15 protein-coding genes are annotated in these 17,193 nt (G+C 36.4%); 8 read left to right on the forward strand and 7 right to left on the reverse strand.

From position 1 onward, the window contains the following. Positions 1-125 precede the first annotated feature (125 nt). The gene (pyrB, locus tag HY987_RS10305; RefSeq protein WP_292758241.1) at positions 126-1,040 is read left to right on the forward strand and encodes an aspartate carbamoyltransferase; all 915 of its coding nucleotides are present in this window, start codon (positions 126-128) and stop codon (positions 1,038-1,040) included. Positions 1,041-1,254: 214 nt separating this feature from the next. On the opposite strand, the gene HY987_RS10310 is transcribed toward pyrB, so the two are convergent. Beyond that, entirely contained in the window at positions 1,255-2,403 is a 1,149-nt protein-coding gene (locus tag HY987_RS10310) for an orc1/cdc6 family replication initiation protein (RefSeq protein WP_292758243.1), read from the reverse strand. Positions 2,404-4,174: 1,771 nt separating this feature from the next. Between HY987_RS10310 and HY987_RS10315 the strand changes: the two genes are divergently transcribed. From HY987_RS10315 to HY987_RS10325, 3 genes are all read left to right on the forward strand, one after another. Then, positions 4,175-5,272 (forward strand): cobalamin biosynthesis protein, encoded by a 1,098-nt coding sequence (locus HY987_RS10315; protein WP_292758464.1) that lies wholly within the window; start codon positions 4,175-4,177, stop codon positions 5,270-5,272. A 244-nt stretch (positions 5,273-5,516) separates the two neighbouring features. Continuing rightward, a complete protein-coding gene (locus tag HY987_RS10320) occupies positions 5,517-6,521 on the forward strand; it encodes a cobalt-precorrin 5A hydrolase (protein WP_292758245.1) in 1,005 nt (334 codons plus the stop codon). A gap of 247 nt (positions 6,522-6,768) precedes the next feature. Beyond that, positions 6,769-7,023, forward strand: a complete 255-nt coding sequence (locus tag HY987_RS10325) for a UPF0147 family protein (protein WP_048072839.1) — start codon at positions 6,769-6,771, stop codon at positions 7,021-7,023. Positions 7,024-7,268: 245 nt separating this feature from the next. Here the strand turns inward: HY987_RS10325 and HY987_RS10330 are convergent, their stop codons facing one another. From HY987_RS10330 to HY987_RS10340, 3 genes are all read right to left on the reverse strand, one after another. Next, complete coding sequence (locus tag HY987_RS10330) at positions 7,269-7,844, reverse strand: class II aldolase/adducin family protein (RefSeq protein WP_292758247.1); 576 nt, start codon at positions 7,842-7,844, stop codon at positions 7,269-7,271. A 141-nt stretch (positions 7,845-7,985) separates the two neighbouring features. Then, complete coding sequence (locus tag HY987_RS10335; protein ID WP_292758249.1) at positions 7,986-9,452, reverse strand: DNA-directed DNA polymerase II small subunit; 1,467 nt, start codon at positions 9,450-9,452, stop codon at positions 7,986-7,988. 168 nt (positions 9,453-9,620) lie between these two features. Beyond that, positions 9,621-10,037, reverse strand: a complete 417-nt coding sequence (locus HY987_RS10340; protein ID WP_292758251.1) for a hypothetical protein — start codon at positions 10,035-10,037, stop codon at positions 9,621-9,623. Positions 10,038-10,554: 517 nt separating this feature from the next. Between HY987_RS10340 and HY987_RS10345 the strand changes: the two genes are divergently transcribed. The 3 genes from HY987_RS10345 (at position 10,555) to HY987_RS10355 (ending at position 12,823) form a co-directional block, all read left to right on the forward strand. Continuing rightward, the gene (locus HY987_RS10345) at positions 10,555-11,064 is read left to right on the forward strand and encodes a hypothetical protein (RefSeq protein ID WP_292758253.1); all 510 of its coding nucleotides are present in this window, start codon (positions 10,555-10,557) and stop codon (positions 11,062-11,064) included. 38 nt (positions 11,065-11,102) lie between these two features. Beyond that, positions 11,103-12,164: a precorrin-3B C(17)-methyltransferase gene (gene cobJ, locus HY987_RS10350; RefSeq protein ID WP_292758255.1), complete on the forward strand. Its 1,062-nt coding sequence runs from the start codon at positions 11,103-11,105 to the stop codon at positions 12,162-12,164. 305 nt (positions 12,165-12,469) lie between these two features. Next, a complete protein-coding gene (locus tag HY987_RS10355) occupies positions 12,470-12,823 on the forward strand; it encodes a DUF488 domain-containing protein (RefSeq protein ID WP_292758257.1) in 354 nt (117 codons plus the stop codon). Between the two features lie 224 nt (positions 12,824-13,047). Here HY987_RS10355 and dapF read toward each other — a convergent pair whose 3' ends face one another. The 3 genes from dapF to HY987_RS10370 all read right to left on the reverse strand — a co-directional run bounded on the left by dapF (position 13,048) and on the right by HY987_RS10370 (position 16,512). Further along, positions 13,048-13,920, reverse strand: coding sequence for a diaminopimelate epimerase (dapF, locus tag HY987_RS10360; protein WP_292758259.1), 873 nt, complete (start codon positions 13,918-13,920; stop codon positions 13,048-13,050). Further along, the gene (lysA, locus tag HY987_RS10365; protein ID WP_292758261.1) at positions 13,917-15,203 is read right to left on the reverse strand and encodes a diaminopimelate decarboxylase; all 1,287 of its coding nucleotides are present in this window, start codon (positions 15,201-15,203) and stop codon (positions 13,917-13,919) included. Before lysA ends, dapF begins: the two co-directional genes overlap by 4 nt. A gap of 130 nt (positions 15,204-15,333) precedes the next feature. Then, entirely contained in the window at positions 15,334-16,512 is a 1,179-nt protein-coding gene (locus HY987_RS10370; RefSeq protein WP_292758263.1) for an acetylornithine transaminase, read from the reverse strand. A 246-nt stretch (positions 16,513-16,758) separates the two neighbouring features. Here HY987_RS10370 and HY987_RS10375 point away from each other — a divergent pair, with 246 nt between their 5' ends. After that, entirely contained in the window at positions 16,759-17,097 is a 339-nt protein-coding gene (locus HY987_RS10375; protein WP_292758265.1) for a hypothetical protein, read from the forward strand. Positions 17,098-17,193 lie beyond the last annotated feature (96 nt).

The raw sequence follows: 17,193 nt of genomic DNA on the forward strand, positions 1-17,193 counted from the left end.
AAATTTTTTATTCCACCTAGATATGAAAACCTATAATGAAAAATATTAAAAATAGAAGGTAATATAAGTTAATATAATGTTTTAAAAGGAATATACCCCACATAAACAGTACAATGGTGAATACCATGGGTTTCAATTTGAAAAATATAATTTCAATTAAAGATTTTAGCAAAGGAGATATTGAATACATTCTGAAATTAGCCGAAGAAATGGAACCCATTGCCAGATCACAGGAGAAATCAAATGTTTTATCTGGATCTATTCTGGGAATGTTATTTTACGAAGCTTCCACCCGTACCAGACTCTCATTTGAAACAGCTATGAAACGATTAGGTGGTAGTACTGTTGGTTTTGCAGAAGCTGGAACCAGTTCCGCAGTTAAAGGTGAAAATTTAACTGATACCGTACGTATCGTTGGAGAATACACTGATGCCCTGGTTATCCGCCATAACATGGAAGGCACCGCCCGTTATGTTGCAGAGATGGTTGATGTTCCTGTGATTAATGCGGGTGATGGAGCTGGGCAGCATCCCACCCAGACACTTCTGGATTTATACACCATGAAACGTATTCTGGGTGATATTGAAGAGTTACACGTAGCACTGGTGGGTGACCTCAAATATGGTAGAACTGTACACTCTCTTTCATATGCTTTGGCCATGTTCGGTGCCCGAATGAGCTTTGTATCACCACCCGAGCTTAAAATGCCACGAGAAGTCCTCCATGACTTGGCAGCAGCGGGAGTGAATGTGCAGGAAACAGAAGACATTCGAGATGTTCTCAGCTATGCTGATGTTTTATACGTGACCAGGATCCAGAAAGAAAGATTCCCCGACCCCCAGGAATATTTAAAAATCAAAGGAGCCTACACCATTGATTCAAGACTTCTTAAAGGAAGTGAAGCCATAGTAATGCACCCCCTACCCAGGGTGGATGAAATATCCCATGACGTGGATAACACCCCCTACGGAAGATACTTCCAACAGGCATTTTATGGAGTTCCAGTTCGAATGGCCCTGTTAAAATCAATGATAAAGTAATAAATCTAGGATTAAATGATAAAATATGTTATAAAAAATATATAATTTTTAATTAAAAATCTATTTTTAATTCTATTAAGAGTTCGATTTTCAAATTCTATTAAAATGTTCAAGTAAGTAAAATAAATATAAAAAATATTGATGTTGATTATTTTAAAAGGAATGGAAAAGATGATTTCTATAATTAAATAGATAATTTACAAATAGAGTGGTATTAACCACTCCACATGGCATCTTCCAAGAGTTCCATATCACACTGGAGGGTGATGAGATTTGTTCTGCCCTTACCCCTGCCCCGAGATACTGTTTTTGTAGATATGAGTCCTAACATCTCTAATTCATTGATAAAGTCAAAAATTCTTCGGTATGACACAGAATCTCCCTTGGTTATGTCTTTGTAAACATCATAAAGTCTTCCAGAAGTTATTTCCTCTTTACGTTTAGTTAAGAATATCAGTGATTCCAGGACCTTCTGCTGTTGACTGGGAAGGGTCATTACAATGTCAGTGACCTTGTTATGCTCAATTTGATCCTTAGCCTCCCGGACATATTCTTCATAAACCATCTCTGTGCTTTTTTCATCAGCTAATTCGCCTGAAGTTCGCAGTAAATCCAGCGCATACCTGGCGTCACCTTCTTCTTTGGCTGCTAGTGCCGCGCAGAGGGGTATGACTTCATCGTGCAACACCCCATCGTTGAATGATAGGTGGGAACGTTCCTGAAGAATGTCCACCAGTTGCTGGGCATTGTATGGTGGAAAGACAATCTCCCGGTCACGGAGACTGCTTCGCACCCTGGGCTTTATGAACTGTTTGAAGTCCACGAAGTTACTGATTGATGCTATGGAGACATTATCAGTCCGGGTAAGAGTGTAAAGTAAACCATCACCATCATTTTTTAACAGAATATCAATTTCATCAAGGATTATAATTAAAATCAGATCGTTACCAAAAACATTTTTCTTGAAAAGGTTACGGAACGCATTTATCACTTCGGCTTTAGTCCACCCACGGTAAGGAACATCCTGCCCCATTTGTTGGCACAAACGAGCAATTACCTGGTATTCTGTGGTGAAATCCGTGCAACGGATGTATTCCACCCTTACATTAACATTTTTCTCCTTAGATATCTGGTCCAGTTGCTTCTTGGCAAACTTGGCTACTGCAGTTTTGCCAGTACCAGTCTTACCATAAACAGTAACATCAGGTGGTGTTACATTTTTTAATGCCTCAACCCAGTATTTAGCCACGGATTTAATCTGATCTTCACGGTGAGGAAGATTATCCGGTAAAAATCTATGGTCCAGAAACTTTTTACATTTAAATACCGAATTTTTGTCGCCCAATTCCTCAAAAATATTCATAGATACCACTTCTTATAATAAAAATACATTATGCCCCCAATTTTATGAATCTATCGAGAACTACAATCACTAGTCAAATCGTGGTTTCTGATCATTCAAGTGAGATCAATACTACCCCAATTTGATTTTAAGGATCTATTATCCTATTCATCAGTTACACCGTTTAAGCAAATTAATGCTTTAAAGGTTAATAATTTAAGTCAAACAAAGTTTGAACTTTTTTTAATTATCACAACATTTTAATTTATTTTATGGAAATTCTTCGTCAAAAACAGTAAACACAATGTTCTACACCACACTAAACGTGAAGAACCCATTTAACAAGTATGAATTTCAAGTGTAAAATTACAATGTTGACGAAGTAAAGGTGCATTTCAAGTGTAAGTTACTAATCCTATATTAATTGTTATGGTGAGAGGTGCATTTCAAGTGTAAATTATCAATCAACTTTGTTGATCAATACCAAAGAGGTGCATTTCAAGTGTAAGTTACTAATCCTATATTAAGGATTATGGTGAGAGGTGCATTTCAAGTGTAAAAAAATTAAAAAATATGTGATATGATAAAAATAGAGAAAGAGAGATCAATTTCAACTGTAAAAAAAATATATGTAAAAAGAAAAAATTAATAAAAAAATAAAAAAATTTATTTTAATAATATTATTTAAAATAGAAAATTAAGAATATTTAATTAAACACTTGGACATTATTAATTAATCTAATAAATTCCTTAATTAAATAAATTAAAGTTATTTAGCTAGTATTATCTAATTTAGATTATATATTTTCAATATAAACAAAAAACAATTAATTTGATAGTTTTTATTACTTAAAATTTTTAAAAATCAGTATTCCTTAATATATAGTTAATATTAGAATAGTCATAGTTTTAAAACTGAATTTTATTTTAAAATCTTAATAATAGTTTAAATTAAATATGAAGACTTTAAGTTGATATTATATTTACTTTTATCATAAAAATTTTTCTTCACCAATTTCCAGGATCTAAATATTATCCAATATTAATAATTATTCTAAACTTATATTATAAATTTATTTTATTTTTTTATTAATACTAATATTTAAAATTTATATATTAAATTTTACACTTGAAATACATCTCTCACAATGTTAAATATTCACTCTATATACATGTAGTTGACATAAACTGATGGTATGAAATAATACACTTGTAGTCCATGTTTAATTCTTTTTCAAATGGTAACTTTTATCCTTTTACACTTGAAATTGATCTCTTAGTTATCATAATTTCTCTAACAACAGGTATCTTTAAAGTTACACTTGAAACTCATGTCTTACTCATTGAAAAATCATGATTTTTTCCCAAACTGTATTTGATTACCTAAATGTTACGTACTGCTAACTTCATTGTTTGAAAACAGGATAGTTTCAATTTTTTTGGTGATTGTAAAAACGTGATTGTGAAAAAATTTTACAGTTGAAATTGGGGTCTTACTCATTTGATTTGATCAAACCCAAAGACTACTCTAACTACATATGAATTTTATTTAACCCTGATACTATTTCACGTTGGAAATGCTGACTTCATTTGGAATTAAAATAATTTGCAGAGGATTATAAATTTGAATCAGTAAAAATTAGTTAAAAAATTAGTTAAATTAGATTAATTAATTAAAAAATTAGTTAATTAAAATTAGTTACTTAGTTAAAATTAGATTATATTAATATTAAATCAAATATTTAGATTATTGATATTAATTGGTGTTTATTTAAGGAGCTAGGATAAGTTGATGGAAATTGAACTATTAATCGTCATAGTTGTAGCTATTTTAATTGATTTGATATTCGGAGAGCTACCATCATCAATTCATCCTGTAGTCTGGATGGGTAAATCAATAGAAAAAAGTAAAAATTTGTTGTATGGTGATTCTAAAAATAAAAATCGACTTTCAGGTTTCCTAATGACTGCAATCATTCTAATTGCTTTCAATATACTATTTTTACTGATTTTACACCTCTCATCATTTTTATGTATTTGCCTTTTACACACTTCCTCATTTAATTACATCTTATTTTACATCTTATTCTTATTAATAGCTTCAATTATCCTTTCAACAACTTTTGCAATAAGATCCCTATTGAATTTAGTTTACAATGTTTATTTAAGCATTAATGAAGATTTAGAAAAAGGCAGGAGATCTGTTTCATTTTTAGTTAGTAGGGATACTTCTAATTTATCTCCTGATGATGTGGTGTCTGCATCAATTGAAACTCTCACTGAAAATATCACTGATTCTGTTGTCAGCCCTTTATTTTACATATTTCTCTTTGGTTCCTTGGGAACGATCTTATTCTATCTGAATACTTTATCTTATTTGAACTCTTTCTCCATAAGTTGGGGAATGGACTGGATAGGATCTTCAGGGTATCATTTCCCTATTATTTTGGGAGTCTTGGCCGGAGTATCATACCGTGTAGTGAATACTTTAGACGCCATGGTTGGTTACAAAGACCCTCAAAATATCGATATTGGATGGTTCCCGGCCAAGTTAGATGACATTCTTAATTATATCCCCGCCAGAATAACCGGTTTTTTGGTATTTTTATCAGCCATCCTCATGAAGTTGGATTATAAATGTGCCTGGCAGGTAATGTTAAATGATGCACGCAATACTCCTAGTCCTAACTCTGGATATCCAATGGCATCTGCGGCTGGAGCTCTTGGTGTTCAGCTAGTGAAACCTGGGGTATACAAATTAGGATATCCTAAAAATGGTTTAAAACCCGAAATGATAAAAAAAGCCATTAAATTAACTATAACTACAATAACCATATTTTTAATAATTATAATTTTAATTCCAATCTTCACATTTCTATTAATCCAATAAACAATAAATTGAACAATAAAATTAAAACAAACAATTTAATGGAGTGTATGCCGAGTGTTATACATTTTTTTTAAGTGTAGGAAGTTTTTCAATGGTTATACATTCTTTAAGTGTTAGTCATCCACACGTAAACAAATCAAATTTATTTAACAATCAATTTAACAATCAAATTATTTAATTATCAATTATATTCACATTATTTAATTACTAATATTAAACTGGATTACAAACTTGAAGTGGTTTCATGAGATTTGCAATAATAAGTGTGACTAAAGAAGGGCAGAAACTTGCCAGTGACATGGAATTGGTTTTACGGAATGATCCTACTGTCATAAAAGTTGATTTGTTCCACAAAAATGTTAAAGACACAGTAAGTAACTTATTCAATGATTATGATTGCTGGGTTGCTATAATGGCCACTGGAATCATGGTCAGAATTATTTGTCCCATAATAAAATCAAAGTTAAAGGATCCTGCAGTACTTGTTGTTGCTGAAAATAAGAAACATGTTATAAGTTTATTATCTGGCCACATGGGTGGGGGTAATAAGTTTTCAATAAAAATAGCCGGGGTTATAGGTGCAGTTCCAGTTATAACCACAGCCACAGATTTAAATGGTAAAATGGGTATTGATGCATTGGCTAATCAATATTGGTTTGATGTCAAACAACCACAGCTTATTAAAGCGGTGAACCAGTTAATTGCTGAGAATGGAAAGGTTGATCTGCATCTACCTTCACGTTTCAGATTTTTAGAGAATCATCCCCTGGTGACTAGATCATACTGTATTCACATATGGGAAAAATCGTTCATCCGAGCTTCTTTACCTGGAAAAGAATTTGAGAACGAATTAGATCTTTATCCTAAAAGGATAGTGGCTGGTTTGGGTAGTAAAAAAGGGGTGGCTGGTGAACAAGTATTTTTTGCTATTAGATCGGCTCTTCAGCATCTTCATTTGCCTTTGGAGAGGTTGGATGCTCTGGCGACAGTTGATCTGAAGAAAGATGAAGAGGGTATCATTGACGCGGCATCTAAATCAGATTTACCCCTTGAAATAGTAACATTAAACGAAATTTCTGACTTTAAACACGTAGATTGCACTCCTTCAAAGCTGGTGCAGCGTGAATTTGGGGTGCAGGGTGTGTCTGAGCCGGTGTCTCTCATTAGAGCTGGGGAAAGCTCACGTCTTATTCTGAAAAAAACAGCGTACAATGGTGTTACAGTTGCAATTGCGGTCTCAACTAATTAAATAAAATATTAAACAAAATAAAACACAAAGTAAACTATTCCGGTCAAAATTATATTTTATCCCCCAATATGTCTTTAATAATAGTTTAGCACCGAGAATATATCTTTAATAACATTTTCGATGGTTTTTAATCATTTTTTAAAAATTCTCACCAAAACCTTTTTAAAGCTCAAGATATAAACAAACTTGGATAAGGCTTTTTATGAATTACCATCTTAAGCAAAATTAACTCAATGGAGGCATTATTATGAGTACAGAAGCATTTGAACGTTGTAATCAGATTTTAAAACATATTATGGGGGACACAAGTGTGCCAAGGAATATTAGGAGGGCCGCTGAGGAATCTAAGAATTTATTATCACAGGATGATGATGAACCCACTGTCCGAGCCAGCACTGTAATATCCATTTTAGATGAGATAAGCAATGACCCCAATATTCCCATCCATGCCAGAACCCTTATCTGGAATGTTTTAAGTGAGTTAGAATCAGTTCGTGAATAAAATCAATTTAAATCAAATTTTTTGAATCATTCCTTGGTTTTTTAAATTCCATGAACCTGTTTTTAACTTGTTTTTGTGGATACTTATTTTTAAGATAAGTAATCTAAGATACGTATCATTAAATCAAATACACCCAAAGAAACTAGAAATTTTTTTAGTTTCTTTTTTAAAAGAATGAAAGAATTAAGAATGTCATTATTAAATCAATATAAATTATTAAAATTTCAATTTAAGTAATTTAAGTATTAAAATTCAATATTACTAAGAACACGAGCGACAAATTGGATTTTTGCAGTTTCTTCCACGAATTCAGCTAGAAGAGCCGCTTCTCTTAGGTTTTTTCCAGTGGCCACCACCCCATGATTTTCCAGAATAACCACATCTTCCGCTTTAAGACCTTCACCAACCAACTGGGCTAATTCACGTGTTCCTGGTTGTGCATAGTTAACCATCTTCAAAAATGGTTTAGTTCGTTCACCAAAACCCTCTAAGCGTTCAATTTTTTTCCCAGACATTGCAAAACCGGTTGCATATGCTGAATGGGTGTGGACAATTCCCCCAACATCTTTATTTTTATAGACTTCCAAGTGAAAGTGAAGTTCTGATGATGGATTTTTACCACCCACCAGTATTTCACCACCCATATCTACCAGGACTATTTCATCCTCTTTAACATGTCCCAATGAAACTCCACTAGGAGTTATTGCCACGATGTCCTGGAATCTTGCGCTTATATTCCCTGATTTACCTGGAGCCAATCCTTTACTGTAAATGTAATGGGCAGTTTCACATATTTCCATGGTTAAGGGATGGTGGTTCATAAATATTGATCTCCGTTACAATTCGGTTGTTAACTTTTTATAAATAAATTTTTATAATTAAATTTCCCTTAAAATTATTTGTAATTAATCATAAAAAATTCATATTAATATTTACCGTAATTAAACGATATGATGTCAGTTTTAACTGAAGTCAAGCATTTTTAGACTGCCATTATTGATTACTGGAACCTGGGCACAGGTGGGCACGATGTTATAGATCTTCTGAAACTCAGTCTGGGACTGAAAGGTTCCGCTGTTAATGAGGTGCACTCCCTTGTATCTCTTGTAACTGTTGATGTGCACGTGTCCAGTGTGGAAAACATCAGGGATTTCTTCAATAACCAGATGATCCTCAATTTCCGATGCCAATGGAGTTCTTTCACCATAGATAGGGGCTAAATGCCGTTTTTCCAGAAGTTCCTTCATGATGAGATCAGATTGCTGGTGGCTCATTCCCTTAACTGTCATGGCCATATCATCAAAGCTACGACCATGGTAGATGAGCACTTTAATACCATCCAGACTTACCATGGCAGGGTTACTAACGAATTCCAGGTTTTTCAGATCATGAAGGCCTTTGGCATAATCTTCGGATATGGCTGGTTGAGGCTCAGCCAGTCGACAAGCATCGTGGTTTCCAGGGGCTACAATGATTTTAACATGGCTTATTTCCCCAAATAATCGTGCTGCTTCTTCATATTGCTGGTGAATGTCTTTAATGGTCAGTTCTTTATCCTGATGGGGGTAGACTCCAATTCCATCCACCATATCACCCGCCACCACTACGTACTTCACATTATTGGCAATTTCTTGCTGTTCCTCATCACCAAAGTCTCCGTTGATCCAGTGAATGAACCGGTCGAATTCCTCATTAAGGAAGGTGGAGCTTCCAATGTGAATGTCGCTTAAGAAAACAGTGGCAAAATCCATTGGTTTCTCATCAATACGGGGAACACCCGGATTTATCAGTTCACTGGCCATAATCAAAGTACCCTTCCTACTACCCACAACACCAATTACTTCGTCTTTAACAACCATTTCAGCCTGCTGGAAGACTTCATGGTTTTCATTGTGGATTAGAACTGTGGCACTGCCTGTTTCATCCTCTAATTCAATGAGTTTATGGTTGTTTTTAGTGTTGCGTATGTCACTGACCATACCAATGATTTTCACCACATCATCCAGACTGGTGGCCTCTTTAATTGGGTAACTATCTTTTAGTTCTCTTTTGTAGTTTAACAGTTCCTTCAGTTTGTGGTACCTGCTTTTGAAGTAACTGGAAAGGTCTTTGATTTCTCCATTGGTGTATGACTTGCGACTGGCATCTTTAATGATGTGGAAATCAAAATCTTGGGGGACTAGTTTCATCTGGGCGATTTTATCAGTTTTCACATAGGTTGAGCCCAGAAAATCGTCATTTAATTGGCCCAAGTACTTATCTACCCAGTCACCAGTAAGTACCATCATTTCCTGGGGTGAAATAGTAAGATGTTTGATTAATGAATCCACCAAATTGGATGGATCATTATAATCTTTTATTCTATGGTAAGCGGATTCATCAAGAAGTATTTCCGCATCTGCAAATTTTAGTATAATGTCATCAGTCATGGGCACTCCAGGAAATGATTGTTGAAAATATGAATAGGCATATACATCTGGGATTTTCTTTAATTCACGAGAATTTTTTTTATTAACATTTAACAGATTTCATATTAATTAACAGATTTCAATCCAATAAAATTTCAATCCAATAAATTTACTAATTTTATATATTTATCATCGTCTTAGATATAAATCAATTTTTTGACTTAACTCTCTGAATTTATTCCTGAAATTTTCAAGATCATCAATGGATTTTTTAAATTTTTCCTGGCTTTCTTCTGTAAAACCATCTTTAGACAACATGATATACTCAGAATTTACAACTATAACCTCTTGAAGAATGATTAAGGTATTCAATATTTCCCGTTGTAGAGACTTACATTTTGAGGGTGGTTTTAAACCTTCAAATTTGAAGAATATGTTTTCCATGTTTTTCCTGATTTTATCAAGCTTATGGTAATCATTATCAAAATCAAGTTTTCCCGTACTTTCTTTACTAAAAATTTCCCTTATTAAAAGCAGTTGAATCCCAGTATCCTTCAAACAATTCTTGCTTTTTTTTAAGAACTGCTTTTTAGTCATTCCAAACATAAATACCGTCCTGAACTAATTAAAACCTATTTCCTACAATAATTATTTGTTTTTAATTTCTAATAATCATATTGATCCATGATAAATTGATCATTGGATTACCAATACCTTTGGATATTGTCAATATCTTAAAATAAGGTAAGATCTTATGTTTAATCCATGGTAAAATGGAGTTATTGAGATATCTAATTTGATGGATCAATAAGTAACAGTCAAAACATTTAATATAAATGATTAGTGGACTGATAAATAATCAATAGTTTTCATTATTAATAATGCAATATTATCTTGCAAATTTTAATAAATTGTAAATTTAAAATTTCAATATAGTCTTAGAAACTCTAAAATCTAATATTACATCTAATGAATTAATCAATCCAATAAAATCAAAATAAATAAATCATTAAATAAATCATTTCAATCTAATTAATCAATTTAATTGAAAATTTAATCTAATCGAAATAAAAATCAATCGTATACAATCAAATGAATTTGATCCACAATTTAAGGTGATATTTTGTCCAGAGCTGTTAAGATAATCTTATTCCTAATCTTCTTTGCCGTATTCTTTGAGGCAGGTCTATTTGCATCCTACACAATTGTAACCCAACAACCACCAAATCCTGCTGATTTAATTGAAATGCAGATTAACGGTGTAAGTTCTCTTCTTAATTTAGGTCCAAAAATTGCCACTCAAAAGAACCTGGTTATCCTTAATGAGAATGAGGTGGTGGATGCCATGAAAGCCAAAACTGGTATTGATGGCATCAATCTGCAGAGTCTTTCTGCTCAGACATACCAGGACACAGATGATGAAACAATCAATGTTAACATCACTGCCATGGGATATAAGGACTCCCAGACCGGAGGAACAACCGGAAATGCATCTAGTGGCCCAATTGTAATTAAATCCAATGAAACTTACAGTATAACTGCCACTGCAGTGGCCACACCAAAAACAGGTGGTGTGCAGATTGATTTGAACTCTATTGTCATAACTTCCACCCGTGTACTGTACAATACATGATTTAACTCATTTCATTTATGTAAACTGGTGAAAATAGAATGATTAAAATTGTTGGCATAGGCCCTCGCAGGGAAGACATGACTTTAAGGGCTCTCAGGGCACTGGAGGAATCTGAGATTGTAATTGGATACGGGGGTTACACCAGGCAGATAAAGGATCTCCTGGAAGGTAAGCAGATCATATCCAAAGGAATGGGTCAGGAAGTTGACCGGGCAGAACTGGCCATTGATTATTCCAATAAAGGATTCCAAGTGGCAGTTATAAGTAGTGGAGACCCTGGTGTTTATGGAATGGCCAATGTAATCCATCAGGTCATGGGAAAGTATTCCGGGGTAGAAGTGGAAGTAATCCCTGGAGTGACTGCAGTTAACTATTCTGCTGCCCTTTTAGGTGCTCCTTTACATGATTTTGCAGTTATCAGCCTCAGCGACATACTCACACCCCTGTCTGAGATTAAAAGAAAGGTCAGTGCTGCTGCTGAGGCAGATTTTATCATTGCTTTTTACAACCCCCGGAGTAAAAGAAGAACAGAACCACTGAATGAAGCTTTAAAGATAATTAGTGATGTTAGAAATCCACAAACTCCAGTAGGGATAGTCAAAACCAGTGATAATGGTTCTGAAGTTCGGATTGTTTCATTGGGGGATTTAGATGAGGGAGAAGTGGATATGAATACCACTCTACTGGTTGGTAATACATTCACCTATGTGGATGATGGTAAAATGGTGACTCCACGTGGATACGTTCTCCCCCACTCGACTCACCCCCTGGCAGTAGAATTTTACCAGAAATATTTGGCTGGAGAAGGTGTTGAAGGCTCTAACACTACTTGTGAATATTATCCATGCCACAGCCACCCTCAAAATTGTACATTCTGTTACTGTCCCTTTTACCCATGCGGAGACCCATCCACAGGGGGGCATTGGATAAAAGAGAAAAAAGTGTGGAGTTGTGAGGGGTGTACTTGGATACATCAGGATGATGCTGTGAAGTGCATACAGGGTAAGTTGCCTCAGCTCCTGGAAAAAGTGGAAGACCTTCAGGAAAAGAAGAAAGAGCTTCTCAAATTAAGGAGAGAATGTGTTTATCTAACTAAATAAAAAGAGCCCCCTTTGATTATTATGGGGGATACTTTCAAGATCATTATCCCTTTGCATATTTATTGAAAAATTTATATTTCACCCGTTAACCATAAATCTAAGTCAAATCAAAATCAATGAATTTATAATGCCATTACTCAGATAGTAAACCATGATCTGGCTTAGTATTATCAATTAGTTTACAAAACTGAAGGTATGAAGATATTTCTGATGAATGATAATTAAATAAATAATATTGGGTAAGTCCAGCAATTTTCCCCATAGTATAATGTACCATGCCTAACATACTAACATTAGTGATATAAATGATTCGCATAAAAAGAGCCTACCAGTCACCTGCCCAGAAGGATGGTTACCGGATTATGGTTGATCGAGTATGGCCACGTGGAGTGTCTAAACAAAGGTTGAAGATGGATGTATGGCTAAAAGATATAGCTCCTAGTCATGATCTGCGCCGGTGGTTGTCTCAGAATTCCCAGAAATGGGAAGAATTTAAGACTAAATACAGAGAAGAGTTACAGGATAAAGATGAATTTTTAAACCAGATACTGGACCTGGAAAAGGAGAAAGAAACTGTTACCTTGGTCTATACTTCTGGCAATACAGAACATAATAATGCAATAGTTTTGAAGGAAGTTCTGGATGAATTAAAGTCATAAATTCATCTAATAATTTCAGATTATTAAATAAGTAAAAAAACCTATGTGACTTAAACCAGGCGCATCAACAACACCCTGGTCATGGTTTTTTATTTTGAAATATCCTTTTTTTTATAAGATATTAGTAATGAAAACTGATTCTTACGTTATAAAATTAAATATTTCAATTTTTAAGGAATGTATTCCCACTCTAAGAAATAAATGAAGGTATAATATGGAACCAGTTATAAATCCAGTTCCATTATCCCTTCAAAGACACTAACTGCATCTCCTTCCATGAAGGCACCTAACTTACCCTCTTTCTCGTACACTGTTATCTGAAGATCTCCTCCTGGGAGGTGTACCAGGACATCTTTCTGGAGTAAACCCAGTTTGTATCCTGCAATAACTGTACTGGTTGCCCCAGTACCGCAAGCCATGGTGAAACCAGCACCCCGTTCCCAGGTAAGCATTTCCACTTCCTTGGAGCTGACCACACCCACGAAGTGCACATTGATTCTCTCCGGGAATGCCTGGTGGTTTTCGATGAGGGGTCCTAGATGATCCAGAGCCACTCCTTCCAATTCCTCGGTAAAAATGATTGCATGGGGGTTTCCAACGCTGATAGTGGTGAGTTTTAATGGTTCACCATCAACCAACAACTCCCGATCAATAAATTCCTCTTCATCACTGGCCATGGGCACTTCACTGGTTTTGAAGGTTGCAGTTCCCATGTTAACCCGGATGGATTTTACAGTGCCATTTTCAACATGTAGCGTTAGTTCTTTGGTCCCGCCCAGGGTTTCCACAGTCATTTTCTTTTGTTTGAGGACATCATTTTCATAGACATATTTGGCAAAGCAGCGAATTCCATTACCACACATCTCTGCCTCGCTACCGTCGCTGTTGAATATCCGGAAGCGAATATCTGCCTCTGCAGATGGAACTACAAATATAACTCCATCCGCACCTACTGAGAATCCTCTGGTGCAAAGTTCTGCTGAGATTTCTGGCTTTTTTTCCTCAGGGATAAGTTCTTCAGCGGATTCATCAATTACCACGTAATCATTTCCCAGTCCATGCATTTTATGGAAGAGTAGAATTATTCTTTCACTCATTTTAATAGCCTCATGGGGATGTTTTGTTTGCTGAAAAGATCAGCAAAGGTTTCCCTTTCCCTTATAATATCAACTTCACCATCACTTACCATGACTTCGGCTGGCAGTGGTCGGGAGTTGTACTGGCTGGCCATACTGAAAGCGTAGGCTCCAGCATTCATAATAGCCAGGATATCACCTTCCCTGATTTCAGGGAGTGGTCTATCCCTGGCGAAGAGGTCTCCGGATTCGCAGATATTTCCTGCCACATCAATATTTTCTACAGGTTCTGCTTCTGGTTTATCCGCCACCAGTATGTGGTGGTAGGAGCCGTACATGGTAGGTCGGAGGAGGGTGTTGAAACCAGCATTAACCCCTATAAATTTCCGGTAACTTTGTTTAACAGTGTTTACTTTGGTTAAGAGATATGACGCATCTCCCACTATGTAACGACCGGGTTCTATGCACATGGTTGGATTATTCATCCCGTGTTCTGTGAGTTTATCCTGGTAGAGCCCCACAATTTCACCAGCGAATTTTTCAATATCCAGCAAACCTTCTTCTGGGGTGTAAGGTATTCCCAACCCTCCACCGAAATCTATGAATTCAAAGGTGACACCTGCTTCCTTGTGTACTCGACCAGCCACATCCATCAGTACCTGCACTGCCAGTTTAAATGGTTCAGGATCAAGAATACCCGAACCGATGTGGGTGTGGATACCCACTGGTGTGAAACCGAGTTCCTGTGCTTTCTGGTATACTTCTACTGCTTCCTGTTCCATTATTCCGAACTTGGATAATTCTCCTCCGGTGATGCAGTGGTCGTGGTGACCGGCACCTACCATGGGATTGACCCGAAATGATATTTTAGTACCCTCTGCTCCGGGAAGTTCTGCCAGGCGTTCCAGCATGGACACGCTGTCCAGGTTCATGCGTACACCTGCATCCAGGGCGAATTTGAGTTCATCGGTGGTTACATTGTTACCAGTGTAGAGGATCCTTTCAGGCTCAAAGCCAGCTAACAATGCGGTATAGATTTCTCCAGGGGACACAGCATCAATACAACTTCCTTCCTGTTCTAAAATTTTCATCATTGCCAGACTGGTATTGGCTTTGGCTGCGTAGAATATTTTGAAGTCCTTGTATTCATTACTGAATGCCTGATGGACTCTTCTGTAATTGTCCCGTACTCTCATCTCGTCTGTAACGTAAAGTGGTGTTCCGTATTCTTGGGCAAGTTCCAGAGCATCGGCACCACCGATGTCCAGGTTGCCTTTTTCATTGGTCTTAAAGCGTAAGTTCATAAAATGATCCTCCGAAAAGAAGTAAACATTAAATGTATCCATTTATGTGCATATAATCATTACTACTTGATGAAATATTATGTAAATATTTAAAAAAATATATGATTCAAATTAAAAAAATATAATATTATTAGTCTGATAATCTTCTTAAAACTTCATCCAGACAATCAATCACGTCGTTAATCTGTTCTTGGGTGATTACCAGTGGTGGGACGAACCTGAGTACTTTTTCTGCAGTGCAGTTCACCAGAACTCCCTGCTGGCGCATTTCATCAACCATGCTGGTACAGGGTATGTCCATTTCCATTCCCAGCATCATTCCCACACCACGCACATCTTCTACCAGACCGTGCTCTAGGAATAATTCTTTCAACTGATTTTTAAAGTATTCACCGTTTTCACGTGACTTTGCCAGGAGTCCTTCCTCCCGGATGACTTGTACTGAAGCTAAACCAGCGGCACAGGCCAGCGGTCCTCCACCAAAGGTGGCAGCATGGTCACCAGGTTGGAATGCATTTCCCACTTCTTCACTGGCCATAAGAGCTCCCATAGGGAATCCTCCGGCAATGGCCTTGGCCAGAGCGGTGATATCTGGAGTTACCTTAAATGTTTGGGAGGCAAACATCTCACCTGTACGTCCAAAACCAGTCTGCACCTCGTCGAATATGAGTAAAACATCGTTTTCATGGCAGAGTTTCTTCAACTCATTCAAATAACCTTCGGGGGGTATTATTATCCCACCCTCTCCCTGGACAGGTTCCACCAGAACCGCAGCGGTTTCATCAGTGATAGCCTCACCCACAGCTTCCAGTTTACCATAGGGTACATGTTTAAAGCCAGGGGTTAGGGGTCCGAAGCCCTTCTTGTATTTATGCTGGCCAGTGGCAGTGATGGTGGTGATGGTTCGCCCGTGGAAACTATTCTCCATGGCAACGATTTCTCCCTTACCAGTGTACTTGCGGGCCAGTTTTATGGCTCCCTCATTGGCTTCTGCTCCACTGTTGCAGAAAAATGCCTTCTGGTGAGGTGAAACTTCAACCAGGAGTTCTGCCAAGCTTACTTGCTCCTCGGTGTAGTAAAGGTTGGATGTGTGGATTAATTTGTGAGCCTGCTTACTGATGGCCTCGGCTACTCTGGGGTGAGCGTGTCCCACGTTGTTTACTGCAATCCCTGCTAAGCAGTCAATGTAAGGACGTCCTTCTACATCCCATACTACAGCCCCCTTACCTTCTTTAAGGGCTAGAGGCTGGCGACCATAGGTTTGCATTACATATTCCTTATCCTTAGCCATTATTTCTTCTGTATTCATATTATCACCTGTGTAAATGTAATTATAATCATTTTTATGTCTCCTAAGCATCTTTGCACTTAGTATTATTTTAAGCGATATAATGAATTATGGTTAAATACATTATAAGCATTATCTATCCTCTAACTAGGGAAATGATTAAATATGGTTAAAAACACACCGGATGGATATATATTTGATAGTGGAAATTATTTAATCATCACAATGGAATCCTAATTGAACTGGGTATGGGGAAGGAAAACTCTTATGAACAATCAAAAAACTATTTTATACATTGGATCGGCAATTCTCTTAATTATTGGTGCCTATACAGCTTACATGGGACAGACATCCCAGGGAGTAATCTGGTTCATTTTAGGTGTTATTTTCCTTTCAATCTCACCCCAGCTGGGACGCCCCATTAAAGCGGTGAAAGTAAGAAAAAGAATTGTCTTACTGTGTGCTATCATCTTACTTGGAATTGGAGCATACATGTTCTATGCAGGGGAGTTTTTAGCAGGAATAGCATGGGCAGTTGCAGGAATCCTTGGCTTGTTGATTTCATTCATGTTGGTGGGTCAAAAAGGAGTTTTAGACCCTCAATAGCTTTTTAATTCCCATTTAATCCTATAATCTTCTCATCACATATAATCTCCATCATTTTTATTTATCCTGGAGGGGTGTGAATTGTTAATTTTATTA

The sequence above is a fragment of the Methanobacterium sp. genome, from assembly GCF_016217785.1.
GTDB lineage: Archaea > Methanobacteriota > Methanobacteria > Methanobacteriales > Methanobacteriaceae > Methanobacterium.

Bases quoted from the DNA above. Each gene is read 5' to 3' on its own strand.
- HY987_RS10375 (WP_292758265.1), top strand. From the start codon at position 16,759: ATGAACAATCAAAAAACTATTTTATACATTGGATCGGCAATTCTCTTA.
- HY987_RS10325 (WP_048072839.1), top strand. From the start codon at position 6,769: ATGAGTACAGAAGCATTTGAACGTTGTAATCAGATTTTAAAACATATT.
- lysA (WP_292758261.1), bottom strand. From the start codon at position 15,203: ATGAACTTACGCTTTAAGACCAATGAAAAAGGCAACCTGGACATCGGT.
- dapF (WP_292758259.1), bottom strand. From the start codon at position 13,920: ATGAGTGAAAGAATAATTCTACTCTTCCATAAAATGCATGGACTGGGA.
- HY987_RS10370 (WP_292758263.1), bottom strand. From the start codon at position 16,512: ATGAATACAGAAGAAATAATGGCTAAGGATAAGGAATATGTAATGCAA.
- HY987_RS10310 (WP_292758243.1), bottom strand. From the start codon at position 2,403: ATGAATATTTTTGAGGAATTGGGCGACAAAAATTCGGTATTTAAATGT.
- cobJ (WP_292758255.1), top strand. From the start codon at position 11,103: ATGATTAAAATTGTTGGCATAGGCCCTCGCAGGGAAGACATGACTTTA.
- HY987_RS10355 (WP_292758257.1), top strand. From the start codon at position 12,470: ATGATTCGCATAAAAAGAGCCTACCAGTCACCTGCCCAGAAGGATGGT.
- HY987_RS10320 (WP_292758245.1), top strand. From the start codon at position 5,517: ATGAGATTTGCAATAATAAGTGTGACTAAAGAAGGGCAGAAACTTGCC.
- HY987_RS10330 (WP_292758247.1), bottom strand. From the start codon at position 7,844: ATGAACCACCATCCCTTAACCATGGAAATATGTGAAACTGCCCATTAC.
- HY987_RS10335 (WP_292758249.1), bottom strand. From the start codon at position 9,452: ATGACTGATGACATTATACTAAAATTTGCAGATGCGGAAATACTTCTT.
- pyrB (WP_292758241.1), top strand. From the start codon at position 126: ATGGGTTTCAATTTGAAAAATATAATTTCAATTAAAGATTTTAGCAAA.
- HY987_RS10340 (WP_292758251.1), bottom strand. From the start codon at position 10,037: ATGTTTGGAATGACTAAAAAGCAGTTCTTAAAAAAAAGCAAGAATTGT.
- HY987_RS10315 (WP_292758464.1), top strand. From the start codon at position 4,175: ATGGAAATTGAACTATTAATCGTCATAGTTGTAGCTATTTTAATTGAT.